This window comes from Dehalobacter sp. DCA, assembly GCF_000305775.1.
In the GTDB taxonomy this organism is placed as follows: domain Bacteria; phylum Bacillota; class Desulfitobacteriia; order Desulfitobacteriales; family Syntrophobotulaceae; genus Dehalobacter; species Dehalobacter alkaniphilus.
On sequence record NC_018866.1, the window covers coordinates 2,639,736 to 2,665,964 of the forward strand.

The following is a 26,229-nucleotide window of genomic DNA, read 5'->3' on the forward strand; positions in this document are numbered from 1 at the left end:
TTCGTGTGCCGCGCTCAGCATCCCTGCTCCGCTTGACGTTGTCTATAACATTACGGAGACGGATCACTTATTTGTGGATAAATTATTATAGCACAGCACCTTATTCTTAAGCAAAAACCTACCTTCCAGACGCAGGAGGGCTTTCTTTTTGTCCAGGCCGCCGGCATAACCGGTGAGTTTTCCATTGCCGCCAATCACGCGGTGACACGGAATCAAAATGGAGATCGGATTATGCCCGACTGCACTGCCTACCGCCTGAGCGGACATCGTTGTTAACCCCCGGACCAGAGCAATACGTTGGGCAATTTCCCCGTAAGTTATGACTTTCCCATACGGTATCTGCAGCAGTATCTCCCAGACAGTCTTCTGGAAGTCGGTCCCCACAGGAGCCAGACACAAATCCATTTTGGGGACTGAAATACCTGCCATGATACCTTTCGCATTTCTTTCCGTACTTGCTGCCTGTTCCTCTTCCCAAGCTTGTCCTTCTTGTCCCGAAAAATAAAAATCCAGCCGCCGACGCAGCGTTTCAAAAACGGGATATTCCGAATTTTCTGTCCAGCCGGAAGTAACAGCAGGATAATACTTCTGGCCAATGAACCATAAACCGCTTAGCTCATTCTGGACTGCCGCAGCTGTCATTTTTCCAAGAGGTGTATTCACCGTGCAGGTATAGGTCATGTTCGTTTTCATGTATGTTGACAGGGTACCAGCTCCCTTCACCTATTTGCAACCTGTCTGCCAGTCCAACCCTCTTTGCGTTGAAAAGACAAAGTGACCAATTCTCAGACAGGATAATATAATACAGTAATTGCTCGTATGAAAGCAAGTGAAAAGAAGTATTGGAGGGAAAATTATGTTCAAATACGCCGATGCGCTGTTATTTCCAGTAGAAGTCAATTATCCAGACCCGCAGTTCGGCCGGATCATGCTGGAACATTACGGCGGGAAAGATAGCGAGTTCTCCGCCGCCACCCAGTATATGAATCACCGTGCTAATATGCCCAACCACTTTGTAAGGGAGTTATTAGGTCTTATCGCAGCAGAAGAACATAGCCACATGGAGATGATTGCTGAGGCGATCAACAGACTTGGAGGACCACCACTTTGCTACGTCAATTCCGAGGGTATACCCTGGAACCTGACCTATGTCGATCAAAGCCTTGATCCTGCTGCGATGCTGCAGGCCGATGCTGAAGCTGAAATCCGCGCAAAAATGCTTTATGACACACATTTGACAATGACCAGCGATCCTGGTCTGAAAAAGATGATTCGCTTTCTGGGCGACAGAGAGGATGTCCACAAACACCTTTTTAAAAAGTCCCAAACTATGATCCTTCAGGGTGCTGCCCCAGGAAGTTTTAGCACATTAATCAGGGAATACCGAATGAGCTTCCCAGTCTGAATGCTTCTCTATATTTACCGGTGCATGATATTTACATGCTTTTGGATCATTACCACAGTATTCCATTCTATATGATCTTTTTTTATTCTTTTAATTTTCCGACCATGCAATTGAGTCCAAAATCCATCATGCCCTGGATAACTTCAGTCTCACTTAGCGTTCTTTCGATCTTATCGTCTTTACCCATTACACTGACGAGACTGAAATGATCAGCAGAAAACTTATCAATAATCTGTTTAAGCGCAGTGTCCCTACTTACCGCGAGACTCCTTCCAGGCATCAGCCCCTGCGCCAAAAGACGCTCTTTCTTGCGGCAGAGCTGCTTTAAAAAAACAATTCTGGCATTGTCCAGCTCTTTGCCGCTGCCAATCCAGAAAAAGATGCCAAGAACAATAAAAAGAACCGGTTCATAAATATAGAAGCCCATTCCCTGCATCAGGAAACCAGCGAAAACAAAAGCACCCCCAAGGCATTTACCGGCTGCCGCCAGGAACCGGGTGGTCGGGACAAAACCAAAAGACCCCGCCAGCAGGCCACGGACAATTCTGCCGCCGTCAAGCGGCAGAACAGGAAGCAGGTTAAAGGCTGCCAGCCAGAAATTCGTTTTGGCAAATTCCAACGCCCATGCTCCGCTTAAGGTTCCGTTTTCGCGAAGAATCTGAATGAAAAAGAACAACACGACATTGACGGCTGGACCAGCAAAAGCAATGATTGTCTCCTCCTTCTTTTTTCCTTCAAAACTGTCGTCAAGAACGGCCGTCCCCCCATAGGGATAGAGCTCGATACTCCTACACCTGATCCCGTAACCTCTTGCAGCAAGTATATGACAGGCTTCATGAACAATAACCAGGCTAAAGACTAGAAGCGCCCTGACAACCTGACCGGCAAGTATACATAGGATTAACAGAATGATAAAGGTCGGGTGAACTTTAACTTTCATCTTGATCCCCCTCTGTTCCCATCCCTAGCAGATCGATTAAAAAGTATTAAGTACAATCGGGATTTTTGAATTTATATACTAGTTCTGAATTAGGTATGTCAAGGGGTCGACCGGCTGACCGTCTTTTTGCAGTTCTAGGTAGAGCCAGGGTTTTTCCCGTGCTGAGCTGACTCCGACTGTCCCCAATTTTTTCCCCATCGAAACAGGTTCACCCCGTTCAACATTAATATCGCCAAAATTCCCCAAAAGGCCTTCCCAGCCATTGCCAAAGTTGATCCGTATCACTTTTCCGAATTTTTCATTTTCACTGACTTCAAGTACAACTCCTTCCTGGGGGCAGAGCACAGCAGTCCCCAGCGCACTTTCAATTTCAATTCCGCTGCTGATCGTCCCATCCTCATCTGTGCTCTCAAACGCCACCTTGACAGCTCCGGCTACAGGTGGATAAAAAATCTCTTCTTTTACAGAATTCACCGGCAGGCTTTCAGAGTTCTGAAGGCCTATTGCTTCTTTTGCCATCGTGTTTAATGCCACATAGATATTTCCACTGCTCATACCGCCTTGATAAACAGCATAGACGCCTTTGGAAACAAAGTCCTCTCCGCTGGCACTGAAAACAATCGTTAAAAACAAAAAAGCCGAAAGAAGTACTCTTTTCTGACTGCCGTTCCAACCGGCCAAAAGACCTCCGGAAGGTTTTTTATTGAAATAAGTCCGATGATCTTTCCAGTTGCTCCTAACATATTCCTGATCATCCCTGTAACCACGTCCGATCTCCCGGGCAGCCTTTTCAAATTCCCAGTCATCCCAGCGCTCAAACGGATCCATTCATCCACCGCCTTATAAAGGTTTTCCTTCAGGGAGACAACCCTAATAAAGAATATGAACAAATACGCAAAAAAGAACATCTTCCTGACGAAAATGTTCTTTTACAAATTTCTTTACAGATTTGAATAATGGCTTGTTAACTTTTGTCATTGAAGGTGTCAGAACATTCGTCGTTCTCCTCTGCGACTTACGCTTAAGACCAGCCCGACCGCTAGCATATTTGCCCACATCGAGCTGCCGCCGGAAGTAATAAACGGCAGAGGAATTCCGGTGACAGGCATGATTCCTGAAGCCATCCCAACATTGATGAAAACATGGAAAACAATCATTGATACGACTCCGGAGACAATCAGGACCCCATACCTGTCTCTCGATTTGGTGGCTACGGTAATCATCCGCAAAAGCAGGATGCAGAATATAAACAACAGTATCGATGTTCCGATAAAGCCAAATTCCTCGCCCACAACTGAAAAAATAAAGTCTGTATGATGCTCAGGTAAAAAATTATACTGGGCCTGGGTGCCTTGCTGGTACCCTTTGCCCCAAATGCCTCCGGAACCTATGGCCCAAACCGACTGAATAACATGATATCCATCCCCAGAAGTATCCTTGGCGGGATCCAGAAAAGCAATAAACCGGTTAATCTGATAATCTTTCAAAGGCAACGGCAATCCTTCCAGAAATTTCAGCGGTCCGGGAAGGTTCGTGGCTAAGTGCAATGCAACAGCACCAATGGCCGCCCCAATGCAGCCGACAATCACCGCCCCAAATTTAATCGGATTCGCTCCGGCAACAAACATCATTCCAATGAAAATCGCCCCGAACACCATCGCAGTCCCCAAATCAGGCTGAAGAAATATTAATAAAGTAGGCGGCAGTACAAACAGCAGGGGTAGAATAAAATCCTTTACATTATTCAGTTTTCCTTCCCTCTCATTGAGAAAGCTGGCAAACGTAACAATCAGCAGCACTTTGGCAAATTCCGAGGGCTGAATGCTTTGTGTAGAGGTGATAGGTATCCAGCGCTGCGCACCCTTCGCTTCAGAACCAAAAGCAAAAACGAGAAGAAGCAGGAATATATTGAAAGCGTAGATCCAGATACCGATCTTTTTATAGTTTTCATAATCAGTAAACGCAACAATGACTGCAAGAACAATTCCTGTAGCGATCCAGACCACCTGAGTTTTCACATAATGATACGGGTCTGACGCCATAACATTAATGGAAGCCGTGCTTAAGATCAGCAGGCTCGCCCCCAAAAGCAGCACAACTGCCAGGACCATTCCAAGATCGAGACCTCTGATAAAATTCCAATCTCTTTCCTTTATCATATCTGAGATACTCCATATATAGACTGCTAACCAAGATTATATCACAGATCTCTCCGTTCACAATGATAACTTGACAAGTAATGGGTTTTTTCTTACTAAAATACGTTGAACATCTTCATACCGACCCGACTCCATACTCCAGCCGTCCAGGCTTACGAGTGTGACAAACCTCATATAGACAGCCTGTCCCAAATTCGAATGCGCATTCAAAATCGACACTGGTGTCGATTTTGGGACAGGCCTGATTGGAGGCTAACCATCAAAATAAGAAGAGTTCCTGGACTCGTTTCCACAAACCCTTGGACTTTACGTCTTGAAACTTTGAAATCAATCCTTAACTTCAAGTCCCGATACATCCATGTAAAGTCTTGTTCACAAAAAAAGAAGCTCAATGCTTCCTTTTTGTTTGACTTGAGCAGTTTACTCACGAAATCGACTGTGTTCTCTCCATATAGTCCCTTCTAATTTTCTTTACAGGAACACTGGCCATCAGCGCGACTTCCTTCTCATCTTGATTCAGGTATACCTCCAATCCCTCTTCGTTAATCACCATATAATTCGATATCACCTTGACCAGATCTTCTTTTAAGCGATTCATCAGGTAGGGCGATATCGTGGCACGGTCATGAACCAGAACCAGCCGCAGCCGATCTTTGGCCTGACTACGGCTTCCGGAATTGTCCTTGCCCAGCACACGATATAATAATTCCCACAACATAATTACCTCCCCCCAGTGCAGGGCTAGCGTATGCCAACTAAATTTTTCAGTTTATCCATCAGGGAATTTGATACATCCAGGTTCATTAATGGGACTTCTTCGCCTCTTACCCTCTGTGCAATCCTCCGGTAAGCTTCGCCCGCTTTGGAAACGCCGTCCATGACTGCGGGTTCTCCTCTGTTGGTCGATACAATAATCTTCTCGTCCTCCGGTACCACACCGAGAAGATCAATAGCCAAGATATCAACGATATCCTCAATGTCCATCATGTCCCCTTGTTTAACCATCCGTGGTCTGATTCTGTTAATAATTAGTTTTGGATTACGCAGATCCGAACTTTCCAATAGTCCGATAATTCTGTCGGCATCGCGGACAGCACTGACCTCCGGCGTCGTAACGACAATTGCTTTGTCCGCACCGGCGATTGCATTGTAAAAGCCCTGCTCAATCCCAGCCGGACAATCGATCAACGTATAATCAAATTCTTCACGCAGCTCTTCGCAGAGAACCTCCATCTCGTCGGGGCTTACTGCTGTTTTGTCTTTCGTCTGAGCAGCCGGAAGCAGATGCAGGCTGTTGAACCGCTTGTCCTTAATAAGTGCTTGTTTGATCCTGCAGCTGCCGCTTGTAACATCGACAATATCATAGACGATCCTATTCTCGAGGCCCATAACAACATCAAGATTGCGAAGGCCGATATCCGTGTCGACCAATGCAACTTTAAATCCGGCAAAAGCCAGGGCTGTCCCCAAATTTGCTGTTGTAGTAGTTTTCCCTACGCCACCTTTCCCTGAAGTTACTACAATTGTTTCACCCATAACCAAGCCTGCCTTTCATCATAAATGATTAATGCATTGTCTTACATTTCAGTTATAATTTTCCATTGCCAAGTAAAAAATAAATCCCCTCTTCAGAATTTCAACCAGTACCTTGTTAGCCCAGCGTAAGCTTTGATCTGTTTCTGTGTAAGAAGATTCTACAATCCCTTTTGCTTTTCCTTTCGTAAAGAGAAAAAACCGAGGATCAAATTCCCCGGTATTTCTTATTTATATGACTATTTCCAGCCAAAATAATATTTAAATGCTGCTTTCGCGACATAACCCGATGTTTCACTGCCGTGTCCGCCATATTCCACCACGCCGGCAAATGCGATCCGAGGATTGTCATACGGTGCAAACGCGACAAACATCCCGTTATAAGCTTCTTCTTTGGATGTTCCCTTCGAACCAATCTGGGCCGTACCGGTCTTGCCGCCGCCGGTGAACTCCGGTATATCTCTGAAAAGCCAGGCCGCTGTCCCCTCACCGCTCGTTACTTCCGACATTGCTTTTTTGATTGTTTCAATATTTTGTTGGGAAACGGAAACTTCGTTTAGAACTTCCGGCTGGTTCTGCTGGACGACTTTCCTGGTCACAGGGTCAAGAATCTTGTCCACAACATAAGGCTTGTAATGTTTTCCGCCATTGACAATGGTCGCGACATAGTTAGCCATCTGAAGAATTGAATAGTGGTTTGCGCCTTGACCAATCGAACTGTTATAACTGTCGTACAACCGCCAGTTTACATACTCATTAATGTTATTTTTATATTCCTGTTCGGCCTGAGCAATTTCATCTTCTTTATCATGCTGAAGCTTATTTTTCTCATCCTGATCTTTCGTACTGGCCAGAAGCTGCGCATATTTATCCCCAATTTCCTGAAGCTTTTCTTCTCTTTTTTTATCGTAATAAGGTTTATAATAAGATTCCTTCCAGGCTGGAGAAGGCACATTCCCTTCCGCTTCATACGGTAAATCAACACCGCTGTTAACACCTAAGCCAAATTCGTTGGCAATTTTTTTGATCAGCTCGGGATTTTTTTCAAAAACCCTGCGGCCAATAATTTGAAAATAGATATTGGAAGAATGTGCAAGGCCGCTATAAAGGTTCACCCTGCCAAAATTATTTCCACCCCACTCGGCAACCCCTGCACTTTGCACATCCGGGGACCCCAGCGAAGACATGGTATCCATAAAAGTATCGTCCGGTGTAATGACGCCTGCTTCCAGAGCAGCCATTCCGGTAATCATCTTAAAAGTCGAACCGGGAGGATACGTACCGGTCAGCGCCCGGTTGAATGACGCGGCATCTTCACTGCTGAAATACTTTTGAGCAGTTTCCTCTGAAATTGTCCCGATCAGGTCATTCGGATCCATGAAAGGACGGGAAGCCATGGCCAGTATTTTGCCTGTATTAACATCGATGACTACCGCCGCGCCGGCCTGGGCATCGGGGTGGGTCTTCTGAATATCCTTGATCACTCTGTCCAGTTCGTTCTCCACGACACGCTGCATCTTGCTGTCGATGGTCAGCTGCAAGGTACAACCTGCCTGGGCTTCCTGGAGCGTTTCTTTGTCGATCGGTCTCGCGTTGCCGTCGACGCTGACAATTTCTACGCCATGACTGCCGCGCAGCCAGGTATCGTAACTTTTTTCCACGCCCATTTTCCCTACAAGGTCACCCTGCGTGTAGCGATATTCGTCATCATTGGACTCTGCCTGCTCATTGAATTGTTCAATTTCACTCTCGCTTATTTCCCTAACATAGCCCAAGATCTGACCAAGCAGTGTCTTTTGCGGATAAACCCTTTCCGCTATCGGTTCAATGCTGACGCCGGGCAGCTCATTGCTGTGCTCGGCGATAATCGCCTGTAGTTCTTTTGGTATATCTTCCAGAATGACAACCGTCTTGTAGCTCTTCCACTGCTGGTTACGAATCATCACCAAAAGATCCTCGGTAATCAATTCTACCGATTGGTTTGGATAAGGCCAGTACGGTTTAATATATTCTGCGAGGTTAGCAACAACATCTTTCCAGTTGGTGTTCACTTTTTGCAGGTCCGTCCAGTCCAGGGTCAGCGCAAACCTCGGCACGCTTTGGGCCAAAACGATATTGTTGCTGTCCACAATCTCCCCGCGGACCGCGGACGTTGTGACCGTTTTCATCACATTACCGGCCGCCAGGTTAGAATAATAGGACGCTTTGGCAATCTGCAGCCACCACAGATTAAATCCTAAAATTAAAAAAAGAAGGACGACAACCACACTAAGCCCGGTTAATCGTCTCTGATAAGGTTGTCTCTTCCTTTCTTCCATCGTGTTCATCTCCTATTAAGCAATCATGTATAACCAACACTATAATTGTTGTTCGATCTTCTTTTTAGGCTGCAAAATTCCTTCTGTAAAAGACTTGTGGACGAAGGGATAGGTAAGCGGAACCAATAGGCAGTTGTAGAAAGAAATGCCCAGAATGACCTTTACGGCATCGCCGAGGTACCAGTTAAGTCCAGCGGTGGTTGCAATCAAGGCCATCAGGGTCTGCCCAAGAACCGTTACGATAAAGACGAGCACCATGGTAAGCGGAATGTTTTCTCTGTACCAGCGCTGCTGAAGTATACTGATCAGCAGTGCAACGACAGCTAAAATGATCGCATAGAGTCCGATATACCTTCCGAGATAGAAATCCACAATCAGGCCGATCACAAACCCATACACAATTCCCTGAGCCGGTCGGTGATGCAGAGCGATATAAATAACCCAGAGCATGGCCAAATCAGGTTTTATGCCGGCCCATGACCAATAATGGAAGATTGTCCCCGGGAGGATGAGACAGACAATAAGAATCAGTAACATTACGATAAAACGTTTCATCGACTGTCCTCCGGAATGCTCACTACATAGACTTCCTCCAGAGAATCAAAATCAACAATGGGTTCGATCGAGGCTACTTTCAGCAAGCCTTTCGCATCAATTTTAATCTCGGTAACAACACCAATCGGAATGTCCTTGGGATAGACCTCTCCTAAACCCGAAGTATATACCAAATCTCCTGCATTGACTTCATCGTCCTGCCGGAAATTCATTTCGAGTTCTCCTGAGGAATTCAGCCTGGTGTTTTTCTTATACGTACCTTTGACAATCCCAAAAATTGCCTCACCTTTATTACCCCTGGCAAAGGCGCCAACCTGTCCCTCTCCGTCGAGTAGCAGTAAAACATCCGAGGTCTTCGGGGTGACAGAAATGACTTTCCCGACCAGACCCAGATTGGCAACAACAGGATCATCCACTTTTACGCCGTGATCACTGCCTTTATTGACGGTGACTGTCTGATACCAGGCTGAAGGATTACGGTTTATAATGGTGGCACCAATTTTCTCATAGCTCTCCAGCGAGGGACTTTGAAAAACAGCATCAAGTTCCTGATAGCGCAGGGCAGCCAGTACCTGTTGTTTGAGCTGAAGATTGTCTCCCGTGAGCGTTTCTACCTGTTTACGAAGTTCCTCATTTTCTGCTTTGACAGTCCGAAAACTGAAAATCGCCCGAAAATTATCTTTAATCCCATCTCCCAGATTCCAAATCGCACTTTCTATCGGTGAAAGTACTCTTTGCATGGCGTTCCCGACAGGGTTCGGAGACTGACTGCCGAGTCCGGTCAAATGAATCGTCGTCAAAGTGATCAGCAGAACAGCAAAAACGAGAACGGCTATACCCATGGGATTTATTTTTTTCCCCACCGATTTCTCCTCCCGCTTTTAATTTTTCTGCATAGCGGCAATCCTTCTTAGAATTTCCTCATTCTCAAGCACTTTACCGGTACCAAGTGCAACACAGGAAAGCGGGTCCTCAGCAAGGTGGACGGGTATCCCTGTCTGATCGGCAATTAGCCTGTCCAGATTTCTTAACAGTGATCCGCCTCCCGCCATAATAATGCCTCTGTCCATGATATCTGCCGCCAGTTCCGGAGGCGTTTTCTCAAGGCAGTTCTTTACCGCATCAACGATAGCATTTACCGGCTCATTTAAGGCTTCAACAATTTCTTCGGAAGTAATCTCAACGTTCTTGGGGAGACCTGTCAGGAGATCGCGTCCTTTGATGGCATACGTCAAACCTTTTTCCGGCATATAGGCCGCTCCGATCTCCATTTTGATGTTCTCAGCCGACTGATAACCGACGGAGAGGTTATAAGTTTTCTTGATATACGCAATAATGGCATCATCCATCTCATCTCCGGCTACCCGGATCGAGCCGGCTGTAACGATGCCTCCCATCGAGATCACGGCGACTTCAGTTGTGCCTCCGCCGATATCGACAATCATATTCCCGGTAGGATCGCTCACGGGCAGACCTGCTCCGATGGCGGCAGCCATCGGCTCCTCCATAATGATCGGATCTTTTGCTCCGGCTGCAAGAGCTGCTTCCTTGACAGCTCTTTTTTCAACTGCGGTAACTCCGGACGGCACACAAATGACGACCCGGGGCCGCGCAAATAAGAATTTTGATCCTAAAGCCCTGTTGATAAAATATTTAAGCATTTTTTGAGTAACATTGAAATCCGAGATTACGCCGTCTTTCAACGGTCTGATTGCAACAATATTTCCCGGAGTTCTTCCGATCATCTCCTTGGCTCTGTCTCCAACCGCCAGAGGCTCATTCTTCTCTATATCCATAGCAACCACTGAAGGCTCCCGTACTATGATTCCTTTGCCTTTCATATGTACAAGGGTATTGGCGGTTCCCAGATCGATTCCGAGGTCCTTGGAAAAAACCATGTTTTGTAAATCTCCCTTCAAGATAAATCATTTCAAATTTCAAGTGATGCCTGGCAGTCTTTTCTCAGTCTCCCACAAAGTGGAATTTTTCATACCATATTTCGTATTGCTACGGCATCGTTTTATTATATCATTTTTTTGCATCAAATTAATGAATATTTCCTATTTTTCAATATTTTTTTATATTTGTGGTCATCTTTCGACAGTGGTACTTTTAGGCTAAAGGTCGGGCTAGATGATCCCCTGTTCTTTCAGGCTGACATACTTTTTATCCCCAATGATGATATGATCCAATACCTCAATCCCTAATATTTTTCCGCCTTCGGCAAGCCTTTTGGTAATATCAAGGTCTTCCCTGCTGGGCGAAGGATCGCCGCTCGGATGATTATGCAGCAAAATAATTGTATTCGTGTTACGCCGGATGGCATCCTTAAAACACTCCCTGGGATGCACAATGGATGAATTGAGAGACCCGACCGATACAGGACTTATACCCAGTACATTGTTTCGGGTGCTTAAGTGTATGATCCTGAAGTGTTCCCGGTCGAGCTTCCGCATCTCCTCCATGACCAGATCGGCCGCGTCTGATGGCGTGTTGATCACCGGGCGTGACATAGGATCAGCGCAGACACTCCGTTTGCCGATTTCCAAGGCTGCCTTGACTTGCGCCGCTTTGGCCGGTCCTATGCCGTGAACCTGTTTTAATTCATCAACGGATAATCTGGCCAGGCCAGCCAGTCCGCCCGTTTCCGTCAAGATTCGTTCAGATAGTTCCAGGACATTTTCCCCTCTTGAACCGGTCCTCAGCAGTATCGCCAGTATTTCTTTGGTGGACAGGTTTTCCGGACCATGCTGATGAAGACGTTCCCTTGGCTTTAAATCTTCAGGCAAGTCCTTTAGCCGGCGGTAATTCATCCCTTTTCCCTCATGCTTCAAGGTTCTTTTATTTTTTAGGGGAAATCCCCTTATCCCCAAGCTTTCGCACCAGAAGCTCCATCGGCAGTCCGACCACATTCGACCAGGAACCGCTGACTGCTGTCACAAACCCGGCAGCTCCGCCCTGAATCCCGTAAGCGGCTGCTTTATCCATCGGTTCCCCTGTCGCAATATAATCCTTGATTTCCTGAACCTTCAGCTCCCGAAAAGACACAGTTGTAATCTCAACAGCAGTCTCCACGCTGATCTGCTGACGAGCCTTGTCCATTGCGGCTAACGCAATCGCGGTCATCACCCGGTGGGTTTTTCCGCTTAAGTTAAGAAGCATTCGTTCCGCTTCCTCCTCGTCAGCAGGCTTTCCGAGCACAATATGGTCCAGCACCACAATGGTATCGGCGCCTAAAATCAAATCATCAGCCGAACCGCTTAAATCAAGCCACGCTTCAAATCCGGAAAGCGCCTTGCGTCTAGCAAGATCCTGTACGCCTATCTCGGGCCAAACACCGGGCGGAAGAGCTTCGTCGACCGGAGCGCTGACAAGTCTGAAGTCATATCCCCATTCCTCCAGAAGCTCACGCCTCCTCGGCGAAGCCGAAGCCAAAATCAACATCATTTTGTCACATCCTAAGCATCTTACTATTCTTCAAATCATCAACGTAAGCTATGATAATGCTTACAAACTTGTGGCACGCAGACCTGCCCAAGAAGATCAAGTAATCATACGGGTCTTACGGAAGAATAATATTAACAAGCCGGGTTATCGTCCCCCGGCTGTTAAGTCTTCTATCAGTCTAGCACTATTCCCTTTTTTTGACAAGTCCAGCGTGTATTGACACTTTTACGACAAAAATGTAAAAGTCTATGCCTTGCCCTGAGAGCTCAAGATAACCAGATAGAGCGCATCAAGCAGCGCTTTAGCACTGGCCTTAATAATATTGCTGGATACCCCGATCGTTCCCCAGGTATTGACGCCATGCTTTGTTTCAACCACAACCCGGACAACTGAACCTGTGCCCCGGGAACCGTCAAGAACCCTAACTTTATAGTCCGTCAGCTCACTCTCTTCAATAGCCGGGAAAAAGGCACCCAAAGTGCTTCTGAGAGCTTGGTCAAGCGCATGAACCGGCCCGTCTCCCTCGGCTGCAATATGAACCTGCTTGTCTCCGACCTGCACTTTCACAACCGCTACAGAGTCAAGCTCACCGCGCAGCGGATCACTCCAAACGTGATAATCTTCAAGTGTAAACGGCTGTTCGTATTTGCCGAGGATCTCCAGTAATAGCAGATCCAGGCTTCCCTCTGCCGTCTCATACTGGAATCCTTCGTTTTCGGCTTTCTTAATTCTTTCCATCGCCAGTTCCACGAGCGGATCATCTTTTTCAATCTCAGGTTTGAACCGGCGCATTTTCAAACACAAATTTGCTTTTCCGGATTGATCGGAGATCAGAACCCGGCGTTCATTCCCGACCGAAGCAGGGTCAATGTGCTCAAAGGTTTTGTTATTCTTCATGACCGCATCGACATGCATACCCGCTTTATGAGCAAAAGCGCTTCTGCCCACAAACGGCTGTTTCTCATCAAACGGATAATTGGCGAGTTCCGCCACATACCTGCTTAAATAAGAAATATTGTGCAGAACCTCAGGTTCAAGCAGTTGATAGCCTAATTTCAGCTGCAACCAGGGTATCAGCGTGCTTAAATTCGCATTGCCGCAGCGTTCCCCGAAGCCGTTCCAGGTTCCCTGGATCTGATTCACTCCTGCCTCAACAGCCGCCAGCGTATTTACGACAGCCAGCCCTCCATCATTATGAGTATGAATACCAAGTATGGCAGGGGAAAGCTCCTGCCTGACGATCTGCACCCCGTTCGTGATCTCCCTGGTATAGGTACCGCCATTCGTGTCGCAGAGGACAAGTCCTTTCGCTCCACCAAGCATGGCGGCTTCCAGACAGCTTAACGCAGACGCAGGGTCGTCCTGCCAACCGTCAAAATAGTGTTCTGCATCAAAGAAGACTTCCTTGCCGGCTTTCACAAGATATTCAACAGATTCTCTGATGATTCTTAAGTTTTCGTGTGGGCTTGTTCTTAAGACCGTTTCAACATGAAGTTTCCATGTCTTCCCAAAAATCGTCAGGGTATTCGCTCCTGAAGCAATCAGTCCGTTCAATGAATCACTTTTTTCCGGAGATTCGCCGACCCTGCAGGTGCTGCCGAATGCAACGACCCTCGTCCGCAAACGCCAGTCCTGATTTTCGGCAGAATTCGCCCAGGAGGACATCGTACGGTAAAACTCATCATCTTTGGGATTCGCACCCGGCCAGCCGGCTTCCACATAGTCGATGCCGGCTTCAATCATTTTCTGCATATAGAAAAGTTTATCTTTGGCTGAGAAGTGGACGCCTTCTCCCTGAGCTCCGTCCCTCAGCGTCGTGTCGTAAATTGAAATACGCTTGTCTGCCATTCTCTTCCCTCCCAAAAGCTCTCTGTGCATCTGAAAAATTGCTTAAAAATGTTTAATAACTTATTTTACCTGTAAATACAAAATTAATAAAGCCTTAATCCATTTTAGAACAGAAAAAGAAGGCATCCAGCGTTAGCGTATCTGGAATACCTTCCTTCATATACAAATGATCGATTCTAGGTTCTAAGCCATTTTCCCGCCCAGATTGAATGTCAGCACTTCAAGGTTTACAGACAAATCTACATTTCTGAGTTCCACAGTGGGAGGAACATTTAAAACCACAGGTGCAAAATTCAAAATGGCCTGGACTCCGCCTTTAATAAGTTTATCGGCAATTTCTTGGGCCGCAGACGCCGGGACAGTTATTGCCCCGATCTGGATCTGGTTTTGGGCGACGACTTCTTCCATCGTTTCAATCGGCAATACTTCGATATCGTTAATCTTCATCCCAGTTTTTTGGGGATCGTTGTCAAAAATATTGATGATTGAAAATCCGCGTTCTTTAAAACCCTTATACGTACTCAGGGCCAGTCCGAGGTTGCCCAGTCCTACGAGGCAGACGCTCCACTCATTGCTGAGACCCATGATCCGAAGAATATTTTTATGCAAGTCTTTGACATTGTAACCTACTCCACGAATCCCAAACTCCCCAAAATAAGCAAGGTCTTTACGAACCTGAGCAGGACTTACGCCTACTCCTTCAGCAATGTCACCTGAAGAAATTGTTATGATTCCTTTGCGGTCTATCTCTGTCAGATAACGAGAATATACGGAAAGCCGTATAATCGTTGCTTCAGGAATTTTCAAGGTTTTCAAATCCAAATCCCCCATTTCGTCTACTTCAAAGATAAGTTAATTATATCACTACCTAAAGAAAATGCAATTAAACCGAAGGAAATACAAGATATTACTGTTTAATCATGTTTTTTTGACCCTACCCAAAATAATCAGGGATTTTGTTCAAAATACTTGTAAGTAACCCATTTATACTCAGCAAAGACTTGAAGAAGCTGCTGATTATACTTATATTGAAAATTCCCCTGACCATCCAGGGAAGCATTAAGGGCGCTCAAATTATCCTGCAAATGCCTGAAATCTTCCGGATAATCGCTGTCTTTAACATCCTGAATTTTCTCTGCGACATCAGTTTGATCATTGTCTTGTCCAAGACCTGCACATAATGAATTCGCCAGCTCAAGTATTTCCAGAACCGTTTCCGTTTCGCTGCCGCTGACCTTATAGTGCAAAGCAGGATACGTCACTTCCCTGACCCATGAATCAATACCGTTTTCCAATAAGCCCTGGTAATAAAAAAGCGCCTCTTCATCGGAGCCAAAGGCACCCACCGCAACCTGATAAGGCTCCTTACTGATGATCACAGCCTGCCAGCCCTTGTTATGCAAATTCTGCAGCAATGCTTCGGCATTTTCTTTATCCTTATAAACACCGATTTGACAGGTCCAAAGTTTGATTTCCGGCAAATTGAGGATCTCACTGTTTGTTTCTGACGGATTTTCTGAGGTAACGGCGGTCTCTGAGGAAACAAGCCCGACAAACATCTTTCCGGTATACCATACAAACCAACCGACAGCAGATAATCCTAGTATTACCATTATGATTGAAATCAAAACACCTGATCTAAATTTTTTTCCCATCAGGCAACTCCTTCAAATCATTCTATTCCGATCATATGAAGGAGCTGCAATAATTAGTACATGGTAATATGATCAGCGCTTAAATATTGTGCAAATAAAAATAAATTTTAGTTCCATAATATGTTATAATATTTCCTGGAAAAATAAGTATCCCAATAAGGAAGGATATGCCGATATGGAAGAATATTCGATTCTTGCAGTGGATGATCAGGACTTCAATCTTATTTTCCTTAAAAAAACTTTAGCTGAATATCAGTTTCTTTCTGCCAGAAACGGCAGACAAGCCCTGGAATTGCTAAGAAGGTGCTCTCCTGACCTGATCCTGCTGGATATCGTGATGCCGGAAATGGATGGTTATGAAGTTCTCAGACAGCTAAAATACGATGAACGGACCAGGAACATCCCCGTTATTTTCCTGACAAGCCTTGACTCCATTGAAGATGAAGAAAAAGGGTTTAATTTGGGTGCTGTAGATTATATCACCAAGCCTTTTAAGCCAACAATCATTCAGGCCCGGGTCAAGAACACTTTACGGTTCATCCATCAGCAAAAACTCTTGGAAAGAATGTCTCACCTGGATGGTCTTACCGAGATCCCAAACCGGCGATTTTTCGAAGAAAAACTTGCTTCCGAATTTGGCTTTGCAGCCACCAACAAGCGTCCGCTTTCGCTGATCATGATTGATGTTGATTTCTTTAAGAAATTCAACGACCAGCATGGGCACTCCAAAGGCGATGAAGCGCTTGTTAAAGTTGCCCAGATCATCCGCTCATGCTTGAATGAACCTCACGAATTTCTGGCCAGGTATGGCGGAGAGGAATTTGTCGTGATTCTTCCGGATACGGATGCGGCTGCCGGAAGTGAAATCGCCGAAAAAATACGTTACCATGTCAGTATATCCCAACTGTTCAACAATCCCGCCGGCAGCCACGCTGCTCTGACCGTCAGTGTGGGCGGATACAGTATGATACCGGCCAATTACGAATACTGTCACAGCATATTGGAAAAAGCCGATGCCTGCTTGTACCAAGCAAAAAAACACGGCAGAAATTGCGTGAAGTGGGATTATTCTTGATGCGTATAATGATCCAGCAAAAATTTTCTTACCCCGGAGATCATGTACAAGGAGCCGGTGACACAAAGCAGATCACCCGACTTCATTATTTCAAGCCCTTTTCTTACCGCTCCCGCAGGGTCTTCAACCGTCAATACGTTTTCCTGCGTTAGATACTTCTCGGCGATTCTGGCTACATACTCCCAGTCACCAGCCCTTGGGGAATCCGGCTTGGTCACGATGATTTCATCGGCCAGCGGTGCGATAATCTCAACGGCTTTTTCTATTTCTTTGTCCCTGAGCATGCCAAGACAAAGCAACAGCCTGTTTCTTTTCAAAGGTCCGCCGGCGTACTGCTGCAGCGCCTTAGCCAGAGACATCATCCCATCGGCATTATGTGCCCCGTCCAGAAGAACTCTCGGATTCCGCAGCAAGAGTTCCAGCCTGCCCGGCCAGCGGACTGCTTTGAGACCTTCCCTGACAGCACTTTCAGATATATCCAGGGAATACGTTTCAACTAATACTTCACAGACAGCTAGCGCAGCTGCTGCATTGGTAAACTGATGTTCCCCAAGAAGTGCGAGCTCCAGATCCGGATAAGACCAGCACAAGCCTTCATAGCCAAAACGCTGCGAACCATCACCCGGGTGCCGCCAATGTACATCGCGGCCTACCTCAATCATCCTGGATCCTTTTTGGGCAGCCCGTTCCTCGATGACCTTCAGAACTTCCGGCTTGTCCGAGGAAGTGACCACTGGAACGCCATCCTTAATAATGCCGGCCTTTACCCCAGTAATTGCTTGAAGCGTATCTCCAAGATAATCCATATGATCCATGCCAATACTGGTCAGCACAGATATTAAAGGAGTAACGACGTTGGTGGAATCAATTTCACCGCCGAGACCAACCTCCAGAAGGACCAGATCGGGTTGTTTCTCAGCAAAATAACACAGGGCCAGCGCCGTGCAGACTTCAAATTCGGTCGGATGTTCAATCCCGAGACGCTCCATTTCCTCCAGATGGGGTTTTAGCTTATTGATCCCTGAAACCACATCTTCCGGCGAGATCATCTCTCCGTTTATCGTGATTCTTTCCCGGAAATCATGAAGGTGGGGGGATGTAAACATTCCCGCGCGATAACCGGCCTGCGTCATAATCGACTGAAGCATTGCCGTCGTCGATCCTTTCCCGTTGGTGCCGCCGATATGAATCACTTTCAATTTCTTTTCCGGGTGATCCAGACGATCCAGCAAAGCCTTAATCCGCTCCAGTCCGAGGTTAATACCGAACTTTGTCAGATTCTTAATATATTCCAATGTCTTTTCGTATTCCGTCATTATCCTTAATCCTTTGCAGATTTATTCAAGCTCTTCGCTTAAATCGGATAATCTGAGTTTTAGAGAACGCATTCTGACCATGATATCATCCAGTTTCTCTTTTTCCTTTTGAACGACCTCTTCCGGCGCTTTCGAGGTAAACCCTGGGTTGCCGAGCTTGTCTTCCAGCCTTTTCTGTTCCTTGATCATATTTTCAATTTCCTTGCGGACCTTGGCCACTTCTTTGTCCAAATCAAGCAGCCCTTTCAGTGGTATATAAACGGTAACACCAGTAAGAACCGTACTGGCGGACTGCGGCGGCTTATTCTCCATCTGCTGTAAAATTGTGATGTTTTCCGCAACTGCAAGCTGCCGGATATCCGCAAGACCGCTTTGTAGAACCGAGAGCATATCTTTTTCGGGAGCTACGAGCAGGATATCTGCCCTGCGGCCCGGAGCGACACCCATCTCCGCCCGGATATTGCGCACTGCCCGGATAATATCCATCAGGACATTCATCTCTTTTTCAACCTGCTCGTTGCGATATCCTTCAACCTGCGGCCAGGAGCTGAGCATAATCGTCTTTCCTTTGATGGGCAGATGCTGCCAGATCTCCTCAGTTAAGAACGGCATAAACGGGTGAATCAGTCTCATTGTACCTTCCAGCACTTCAAAGAGAATGCGCTGGGCGGTCTGGCGTTCAGACTGGTTTTCTTTCATATAAAGTCGTTTTTTAGTCAGCTCGATGTACCAGTCACAATATTCATTCCAGATAAATTCATAGAGTAGTCTGCCGGCTTCCCCAAGGTCAAAGCGCTCTAAAGCAGCCGTGACATTCTGAACCGTATCTTCATAGCGTGACAGAATCCATTTGTCTGCCAGGGTAAGCTCAGCAGCGTACGGTCCGGCAGGCTGTTCCTTAGCTTCCGATTGGTAGTCCTCCAGATTCATCAGCACAAAACGGGAGGCATTCCAGATTTTGTTCAAAAAGTTTCTGGTGGACTCTAATTTTTCAAAATGGAATCTCAGATCATTACCCGGTGTGTTGCCGGTAATCAGCATAAACCTCAGGGTGTCCGCACCATATTGATTAATGACTTCGATCGGATCGACACCGTTGCCAAGTGATTTGCTCATCTTGCGCCCCTGCGGGTCAAGAATCAACCCGTGAATCATCACCTTGTGGAACGGAACATCTTCCCGGAATTCCAGTCCCATAAAAATCATCCGGGCTACCCAGAAGAAAATAATATCCCTGCCGGTAACCAGAACACTCGTCGGATAAAACTGTTTCAGTTCAGCGGTATTTTCGGGCCATCCCATGGTTGAGAATGGCCAGAGTGCGGAAGAAAACCACGTATCCAGAACATCGGGATCCTGCTGCAGGTGATGGCTTCCGCATTTCGGACATGCCGCCGGATCCTCTTTCACGCAAACTTCATCTCCACAATCCTGACAATACCAAACCGGAATACGATGACCCCACCAGAGCTGCCGCGATATACACCAATCCCGGATATTTTCCAGCCAGCCTGTATAGATCCTGGCAAAACGGTCGGGCACAAACTGCAGATCGCCATCCTGCACGACTTTGATTGCCGGTTCAGCTAATGGCTTCATTTTCACAAACCACTGCCTGCTGACTCGGGGCTCAACCACTGTGGAACAGCGGTAACACTCCCCCACTACATGGGTATGCGGTTCTATCTTAAGCAAAAGGCCAAGCTCTTCCAGATCTTTGACAATCCGGCGGCGTGCTTCGTAACGATCCAGTCCCTGGTATTTGCCGCCATTTTCGTTGATGGTGGCATCGCTGTTCATGATATTAATCTGCTCCAAATTATGGCGGAGCCCCATCTCAAAGTCATTTGGGTCATGCGCAGGCGTAATTTTGACCGCGCCGGTGCCAAATTCCTTCTCGACATATTCATCGGTAATCACCGGAATCTCTCTTTTCACTAAAGGAAGGATCACATTCTTTCCTGCAAGATGCCGGTACCGTTCATCCTCAGGGTGGACGGCAACCGCCACGTCTCCGAGCATCGTTTCCGGACGGGTCGTCGCCACAACAACGCCTTCCCCGCCATCCGCTGCCGGATAACGGATATGCCACAGGTTTCCTTCCCGTTCATTATGCTCGACTTCAATATCCGAAATAGTCGTATGGCACTTGGAGCACCAGTTAACAATATAGTTCCCTCTATAAATCAGGCCTTTGTTGTAAAGGTTGACAAAGACTTCTCTTACAGCCTTGGAACATCCTTCGTCCATGGTAAACCGTTCCCGTGACCAATCACAGGAAGCACCTAGTTTGCGCAGCTGACGGGTAATTGTACCGCCATACTGTTCCTTCCAGGCCCAGACTCTTTCTAGAAATTTTTCTCTTCCAAGTTCGTGTCTGTTCGTTCCTTCTTTGGCCAGCTGTTCCTCAACTTTGGCCTGGGTAGCAATGCCCGCGTGGTCTGTCCCGGGAAGCCATAACGTATTATATCCCTGCATTCTTTTATAACGGGCCAGAATATCCTGCAGCGTGTTATCCATCGCGTGTCCGAGATGCAAAGACCCGGTTACGTTCGGCGGCGGCATCACAATGCTGAAAGGTTTCTGCTCTGGTTCAACTTTTGGCGTAAAAAATCCGTTCTGTTCCCAATACTGATACCATTTTTCCTCTACCTGGCCAGGATCATATATTTTGGCCATCTGTTGGTCCTCACTCATAAAAAGGCTCCTTTCGAACCAAAAAAATCTTCCGGCCCAAAGGACGAAAGACTCACATAAATACTTCATACCGGAATATTATACGATTGTACAGTTCCAGCCGGCAATGAATCAGGAAATCCTTCAGCCCCTCTGCCAATTCCATTCTAAATTCTATACTGCCGCCAACAACAAAAGGTTTGGTGGCAACCAAGTTTTCTTTAGTGTAACAGAATGTATACATCCCTTCTGTTACATCTAAGTGCAGCTAATGCTGCCGACAGCCATGGATGGCTTAGTGCCGCAATGCCAAGGATGGCAAGAAGCGACCGCCAAAGACTTGGCGCCAGCGAAGTTTTCTTTATTATACTGAGGCAGTAAAAAAAAGTCAAAAGGTTTTAAGCGAAAGGATCCCATTCAAATTCGTATCAGCTGAAAGGTTTCCCAGGCAATGTTTGTTTAAAAACACAAATACGTGATATAATAATAATTAATGTGCCTCAGAACGGCTATTAAAAAATTACTGAAATATGCTTAAACACCGGGGCGTTTGGGTTTAACCGTATTTTGGCTTGTTTTCTGCTTGTTTGACACAACACAAAATATGGAGGTAAAAGTTTTTGACAAAAGAGAACAAACTGCAAATTATTCCCCTCGGCGGTCTCGGGGAAATCGGCAAGAACATGACCGTCATCCGGTATAATAATAAAATTATCCTGGTTGATGCAGGTCTGACATTTCCAAATGAAGACCTCTTAGGTATTGACATCGTGATTCCGGACTATACGTATTTGGTTGAAAACCAGGCAATGGTTGCAGGGATACTCATTACCCATGGCCATGAAGATCATATTGGGGCTCTTCCTTATCTATTGAAGGATCTTAATGTCCCTGTTTATGGGACACGCCTTACAATTGGCCTGATTCAGTCCAAGCTGAAGGAAGCAAATATTACGAAAGCGACACTCAACGTCATTCATCCGAATGACACGGTCCGGCTCGGCGCTTTCCGGGTTGAATTCATCAACATCAGCCACAGTATTCCGGGCTCTGTCGGCCTGGCAATCCATACACCGATTGGCACCATTGTCCATACCGGAGACTTTAAGCTCGACCATACGCCTGTCAGCGGCGATGTCCTGGATATACACAAATTTACCGAATTAGGGGAACACGGCGTTCTGTGCCTGATGTCCGACAGCACGAATGTTGACCGTCCCGGCTTTACCATGTCCGAGCGGTCTGTCGGCCAAAATATTGATGAAGCCTTTTTCCACGCCGAAGGACGGATTATCTTTGCTAGTTTTGCTTCAAATATCAACAGGCTGCAGCAGGCGATTTCCGCTGCCGTCAAATGCCAACGCAAAGTTGCTGCAATCGGACGAAGCATGGTCAATGTCATTAATATTGCGATGGATCTGGGTTATCTTGATATGCCGGAGGGAACCCTGATTGAGGTAGACAAGGCAATGGATTATCCTGGCAACCAGCTCTGCATCCTGACCACAGGCAGCCAGGGGGAACCGATGTCAGCCTTAAGCAGAATAGCCAGCGGCGACCACCGCCAGATCTCAATCAGTGAGAACGACACGGTCATTATTTCGGCCAGCGCGATTCCCGGTAATGAGAAAGCCATTTCCCGCAATATCGACCAACTGCTCAAACTCGGTGCGCATGTCATCTATGAGCCGATTTCAGGAATGCACGTTTCGGGGCATGCCAGCGAAGAAGAACTTAAACTAATGTTCAGCATGGTGAAACCGAAATACTTCCTTCCTGTGCATGGTGAGTACCGTATGCTTGTCAAGCACGCTGAACTCGCGCAGCAGGTCGGCATCCCTAAAGAAAATATTTTTATTGCCGAAAACGGCAGTGTTCTGGAATTTACGGACGAGGGCGCTAAAATGGCCGAAAGTATTCCGGCAGGCAGAGTTCTGATCGATGGTTTCGGGATCGGTGATGTCGGCAATATTGTACTGCGCGACCGTAAACAGTTATCGCAGGATGGGATATTGATTGCTGTTCTGACTGTCAGCCGTCCGACCGGTGCATTGGTTGCGGGCCCTGATGTCGTGACCCGCGGATTTATTTATGTGCGGGAGTCGGAAGAAATTATCAGCGAAGTCAGGTGTCTGATCCGAGTGGCTATGCAGGAATGCCAGCAAAAGGGTATCAACCAATGGGCGCCAATCAAAAACAAGGTCAAAGATATCGTCGGAAAACACCTCTATCAGAGAACCGGCAGACGTCCAATGATTCTGGTCATCATTCAGGAAGTAAACAGCGAAGTAATCAAGGACGTAAACAAGAAAGACAATGCTGCCAGAGAAGCAACCAACAAACCGCCAAACTACAAGGAAATGGCTGTAAAAGCGCGTCCGAAAAGAACAATGAAGCCTAAGATTCAAGCCCCAACATGATATTCCTTTTTAAATATTTAAAAATTTAAAAACGAATAGATTTTACACATCAGACAATAAAAAGATTACCTGAGTCCGTTCAATGGACTCAGGTAATCTTTTTATCAGAAATTCTTTAAGTAGGACATTACTTCATGTTTAGTACGATGACCCCTGCCACAATTAATAATGTCCCGCCGACCTTGGCGGCTGAAACCTGTTCCTGAAGAAATAAAAAGGAAAGCAGCATCACCAGGATATAGCCCAGACTGACCATTGGATAAGCAATACTGAGTTCCAGTTTTCTCAGGACAAATATCCACATCAGCATGCTGAAAACAAAACAGCTTACAGCAAAGACCATCTTCAGGCTGATCATCGAATAAATAAGGTTCCAGATTCCGCTGTCCAGCCGAAGTTCCCCTGCCGCCAGCTTAAGAACGAACTGCCCGGTCGATCCCAGAGCAATGGAAATCAAGGCCAGCAAATAAATCATCCGTTTATCTCACCTTAGCCAGCAGCGCAAAGTAACCTCTGACTGTCTTTGATACCTGCATTTTGCTGGCCCCTTCTTTCTGTTGATAATGAAGAATAAGCGGTACCTCCCCGGCTTTAACCCCCATCCTGCTGAATTTAGCAGCGATCTCAGCCATGCAGTCAAATCCGTTGGTCGTAATCAGCTCTTTCCAGCGTTCCTGTGCCTTTCTGATTATTCTCACCCGGTATGCCCTGTAGCCAGATGAGTAGTCATTAAGGTTTCTGATGCGGAAAAACAATTTAAAGAAACACCTGGCACCCCGGCTGAATAACTTTCGCAAGGTTTTCAGCCCAATTTCATATCCTCCCGAAGTAAATCTGGAGGCCACAACCAAGTCAAGATCCCGACTGTTCAGCGTTTCAATCATGCTCTCGATCAGCAGGGGGCTGTGGGTATTGTCGGCATCCATGGTAACCAGGACATCGTCATCCTTCAGGTTTTCCAGCGCATAACGCAAAATTGTTTTGACGGCTTCTCCGAGGCCCTTGTTTCCGTGGTGCCTGACCAGCGTTACATAACCATGATCCCGGGCGTAAGTGCTTACAATTTCTGCAGTATTGTCGATGCTGCCGTCATCCACCAGCAGGACCCGAATATTATACCGGCTGACCTCTCGGTAGGATGCAATGCTGTTGAATAAATGAATAATCCCGGCTGCTTCATTATAGGCGGGCAAGCCAATCAGGACCTTCATATCACTCGCCTCCTCCAGGCAGTATTGCCACAAAGATAAATGTAAGTTTGCGGATAAGCAGTCGCCGCTCACTTTAGTACATAAATCGGGTAACCCTGTACGACCTCGATCTTCGGATATTCTCCTTCGATATAGCTCAACAGCCTCTCATCCTGATCCCCATATATTTTCCCCTGAATTGGCACAAAATATTTGGCTCCTCTTGCAATATAATCATCCAGTTCCTGAATAGGATCTTTGGGGGTTGCAGCATACAGCCTAAGATTGTACCGCCAGCCTCTTCTGTCCGTTAAGTCCAGCAGACACGGATCCAGAGAACCGACCACAAGGAGATCGTCCTGATCCGTCAGCTGCTTTACTACATTTACTTGTTGCGCCATCACCGTGTTGATGGTGAACATCGGTTTGACCAGATCATAACTTTCCTTCATTAAGAGCAGTACCAATACCACTCCTGCAATTTTTCCCACTGGACCCGAAGCCGCCCTGGCCAAAAGATTACCGGCCAGCAAACAGCACGGCACCATCAAAAATATCAGGTAATAAAATGCCCGGATCTCGCTTACAATCAAGATTGCCTCGAAAATCATCGTGATAAACCAGACCAAAAATACTTTTTGCTTTTCCCGCAAAAAAAATATTCCTGCAAGGCAAAGAAGCAGCCCGCTCATTCCAAGGGCCCTCGGCAAATTTATCGTGAAAAAGTCAAGTGCTTCCGGACTGTAAAAGGCGGTAACCGCCTGCTTAAAAATAATATTACGGGTAATGCCCAGTGTAAATTTATACTCTGCAGCAGCAGTACTGAAATAGTAATAGCAGGCTGGAAGCGCTGCCGTAATGAAGCCGTATATCCAAAAAACACGCATTTTCAGCCATTTCCGCCCATAATACTTAAAACAGAGATACATCATGGGGATTCCAATAAAAATCACAGGCGGTTTGGTCATGATTGCCAAAGCTAAAAAAAACGAGCTCAAAATAAGCAAACCGTATTTGCTTCGCAGATCGCCATAATCGCAATCATTTACATCATCATTTCTATGATTATGATTGCCGTTATTCCCATGATTCCTGTGATTGTTTCTTTGACAATCCCCGCTATTATTTTGCTTGATAATCCATCGGTTAAAATAGTAAAATCCTCCGATCCAGAACATCAGGGCTGTTGACTCCGGCATAATCGCCCGGGAATAATACAGATTAATCGGCAGGATCCCATAAATCAGAAGACTGTAAGCTGCTCCGTTCCACCCCAGATACAGGCGTGCCAGCAGATACAGATATAGGGCTGAGATCAAAAAAAAAGCAATCGGAACAGCCCTTGCCAGAAAATAATGATAGCCGAATACTTTGTACAGGATCGCGATCAGATAAGTCGTAACTTGAATTTCCAATGCCGGAATATTTGGAAACATCCCGTCGTAGTTCAAATTGGGATGAAACGGATGAAAGTCATAACCCGCAAAATTCCTGGCGATTGATGCTGTGTCAGCCTGCCGCCAGCTCTCCTCAATTTCAACAGGACCGACATTCATATGATAGAGCCTGAGCAGAAGAATAAAAGTCAATAAGAAAAATAGGATGGCTTTTTCTCTTTTCGTCATCATCGGCACCCCTGTTTTCAGCTATCCAATTGCTTTCATTTTTTGCTCTGTCCACCGCGGCACTCAT

24 protein-coding genes are annotated in these 26,229 nt (G+C 46.4%); 3 read left to right on the forward strand and 21 right to left on the reverse strand.

The annotated features are described in order from the left end of the window. Positions 1-63: 63 nt before the first annotated feature. Positions 64-681 (reverse strand): methylated-DNA--[protein]-cysteine S-methyltransferase, encoded by a 618-nt coding sequence (locus DHBDCA_RS12745; RefSeq protein ID WP_051014062.1) that lies wholly within the window; start codon positions 679-681, stop codon positions 64-66. A 175-nt stretch (positions 682-856) separates the two neighbouring features. On the opposite strand from DHBDCA_RS12745, the gene DHBDCA_RS12750 reads away from it, so the two are divergent. After that, positions 857-1,405, forward strand: coding sequence for a manganese catalase family protein (locus tag DHBDCA_RS12750; RefSeq protein WP_015044637.1), 549 nt, complete (start codon positions 857-859; stop codon positions 1,403-1,405). Between the two features lie 82 nt (positions 1,406-1,487). Here DHBDCA_RS12750 and DHBDCA_RS12755 read toward each other — a convergent pair whose 3' ends face one another. The 14 genes from DHBDCA_RS12755 to DHBDCA_RS12820 all read right to left on the reverse strand — a co-directional run bounded on the left by DHBDCA_RS12755 (position 1,488) and on the right by DHBDCA_RS12820 (position 15,860). Then, a complete protein-coding gene (locus DHBDCA_RS12755; RefSeq protein ID WP_015044638.1) occupies positions 1,488-2,345 on the reverse strand; it encodes a M50 family metallopeptidase in 858 nt (285 codons plus the stop codon). 78 nt (positions 2,346-2,423) lie between these two features. Then, the gene (locus DHBDCA_RS12760; protein WP_015044639.1) at positions 2,424-3,173 is read right to left on the reverse strand and encodes a murein hydrolase activator EnvC family protein; all 750 of its coding nucleotides are present in this window, start codon (positions 3,171-3,173) and stop codon (positions 2,424-2,426) included. A gap of 158 nt (positions 3,174-3,331) precedes the next feature. Beyond that, a complete protein-coding gene (gene rodA, locus DHBDCA_RS12765; protein ID WP_015044640.1) occupies positions 3,332-4,504 on the reverse strand; it encodes a rod shape-determining protein RodA in 1,173 nt (390 codons plus the stop codon). A gap of 424 nt (positions 4,505-4,928) precedes the next feature. Next, positions 4,929-5,219: a cell division topological specificity factor MinE gene (minE, locus tag DHBDCA_RS12770; protein WP_193352158.1), complete on the reverse strand. Its 291-nt coding sequence runs from the start codon at positions 5,217-5,219 to the stop codon at positions 4,929-4,931. A gap of 26 nt (positions 5,220-5,245) precedes the next feature. Further along, the gene (gene minD / locus DHBDCA_RS12775) at positions 5,246-6,040 is read right to left on the reverse strand and encodes a septum site-determining protein MinD (RefSeq protein WP_015044642.1); all 795 of its coding nucleotides are present in this window, start codon (positions 6,038-6,040) and stop codon (positions 5,246-5,248) included. A 236-nt stretch (positions 6,041-6,276) separates the two neighbouring features. Beyond that, on the reverse strand, positions 6,277-8,355 hold the full coding sequence (gene mrdA / locus DHBDCA_RS12780) for a penicillin-binding protein 2 (RefSeq protein ID WP_015044643.1): 2,079 nt from the start codon (positions 8,353-8,355) through the stop codon (positions 6,277-6,279). A gap of 39 nt (positions 8,356-8,394) precedes the next feature. Further along, complete coding sequence (mreD, locus tag DHBDCA_RS12785) at positions 8,395-8,910, reverse strand: rod shape-determining protein MreD (protein WP_015044644.1); 516 nt, start codon at positions 8,908-8,910, stop codon at positions 8,395-8,397. After that, positions 8,907-9,773, reverse strand: coding sequence for a rod shape-determining protein MreC (gene mreC, locus DHBDCA_RS12790; RefSeq protein ID WP_015044645.1), 867 nt, complete (start codon positions 9,771-9,773; stop codon positions 8,907-8,909). Before mreC ends, mreD begins: the two co-directional genes overlap by 4 nt. Positions 9,774-9,791: 18 nt before the next feature. Beyond that, positions 9,792-10,808 (reverse strand): rod shape-determining protein, encoded by a 1,017-nt coding sequence (locus DHBDCA_RS12795; RefSeq protein WP_015044646.1) that lies wholly within the window; start codon positions 10,806-10,808, stop codon positions 9,792-9,794. 231 nt (positions 10,809-11,039) lie between these two features. Further along, complete coding sequence (radC, locus tag DHBDCA_RS12800) at positions 11,040-11,723, reverse strand: RadC family protein (RefSeq protein WP_015044647.1); 684 nt, start codon at positions 11,721-11,723, stop codon at positions 11,040-11,042. 28 nt (positions 11,724-11,751) lie between these two features. Then, positions 11,752-12,357, reverse strand: a complete 606-nt coding sequence (locus DHBDCA_RS12805) for a Maf family protein (RefSeq protein WP_015044648.1) — start codon at positions 12,355-12,357, stop codon at positions 11,752-11,754. A 246-nt stretch (positions 12,358-12,603) separates the two neighbouring features. Then, positions 12,604-14,205 (reverse strand): citramalate synthase, encoded by a 1,602-nt coding sequence (cimA, locus tag DHBDCA_RS12810; RefSeq protein WP_015044649.1) that lies wholly within the window; start codon positions 14,203-14,205, stop codon positions 12,604-12,606. 183 nt (positions 14,206-14,388) lie between these two features. Continuing rightward, positions 14,389-15,021, reverse strand: coding sequence for a redox-sensing transcriptional repressor Rex (locus DHBDCA_RS12815; protein WP_025206122.1), 633 nt, complete (start codon positions 15,019-15,021; stop codon positions 14,389-14,391). 131 nt (positions 15,022-15,152) lie between these two features. Further along, a complete protein-coding gene (locus DHBDCA_RS12820) occupies positions 15,153-15,860 on the reverse strand; it encodes an SPOR domain-containing protein (protein WP_015044651.1) in 708 nt (235 codons plus the stop codon). A gap of 175 nt (positions 15,861-16,035) precedes the next feature. On the opposite strand from DHBDCA_RS12820, the gene DHBDCA_RS12825 reads away from it, so the two are divergent. Further along, positions 16,036-16,935 (forward strand): diguanylate cyclase, encoded by a 900-nt coding sequence (locus DHBDCA_RS12825; protein ID WP_015044652.1) that lies wholly within the window; start codon positions 16,036-16,038, stop codon positions 16,933-16,935. Here the strand turns inward: DHBDCA_RS12825 and DHBDCA_RS12830 are convergent. Genes DHBDCA_RS12830 through DHBDCA_RS15525 form a run of 3 tightly spaced genes read right to left on the reverse strand, consistent with a single transcriptional unit; the run spans position 16,926 to position 21,171 of the window. Then, positions 16,926-18,251: a bifunctional folylpolyglutamate synthase/dihydrofolate synthase gene (locus tag DHBDCA_RS12830; protein WP_015044653.1), complete on the reverse strand. Its 1,326-nt coding sequence runs from the start codon at positions 18,249-18,251 to the stop codon at positions 16,926-16,928. The genes DHBDCA_RS12825 and DHBDCA_RS12830 overlap by 10 nt on opposite strands. 21 nt (positions 18,252-18,272) lie before the next feature. Next, a complete protein-coding gene (locus tag DHBDCA_RS12835; protein ID WP_015044654.1) occupies positions 18,273-20,948 on the reverse strand; it encodes a valine--tRNA ligase in 2,676 nt (891 codons plus the stop codon). Positions 20,949-21,000: 52 nt separating this feature from the next. Then, on the reverse strand, positions 21,001-21,171 hold the full coding sequence (locus DHBDCA_RS15525) for a hypothetical protein (RefSeq protein WP_167967850.1): 171 nt from the start codon (positions 21,169-21,171) through the stop codon (positions 21,001-21,003). A gap of 376 nt (positions 21,172-21,547) precedes the next feature. Between DHBDCA_RS15525 and DHBDCA_RS12840 the strand changes: the two genes are divergently transcribed. Then, positions 21,548-23,347 (forward strand): ribonuclease J, encoded by a 1,800-nt coding sequence (locus DHBDCA_RS12840; protein ID WP_015044656.1) that lies wholly within the window; start codon positions 21,548-21,550, stop codon positions 23,345-23,347. A 127-nt stretch (positions 23,348-23,474) separates the two neighbouring features. Here DHBDCA_RS12840 and DHBDCA_RS12845 read toward each other — a convergent pair whose 3' ends face one another. From DHBDCA_RS12845 to DHBDCA_RS12855, 3 genes are all read right to left on the reverse strand, one after another. Then, positions 23,475-23,822, reverse strand: a complete 348-nt coding sequence (locus DHBDCA_RS12845) for an EamA family transporter (RefSeq protein WP_015044657.1) — start codon at positions 23,820-23,822, stop codon at positions 23,475-23,477. 4 nt (positions 23,823-23,826) lie between these two features. Next, the gene (locus DHBDCA_RS12850) at positions 23,827-24,558 is read right to left on the reverse strand and encodes a glycosyltransferase (protein WP_015044658.1); all 732 of its coding nucleotides are present in this window, start codon (positions 24,556-24,558) and stop codon (positions 23,827-23,829) included. 68 nt (positions 24,559-24,626) lie between these two features. Further along, positions 24,627-26,165 (reverse strand): ArnT family glycosyltransferase, encoded by a 1,539-nt coding sequence (locus DHBDCA_RS12855; RefSeq protein WP_015044659.1) that lies wholly within the window; start codon positions 26,163-26,165, stop codon positions 24,627-24,629. Positions 26,166-26,229: the final 64 nt, after the last annotated feature.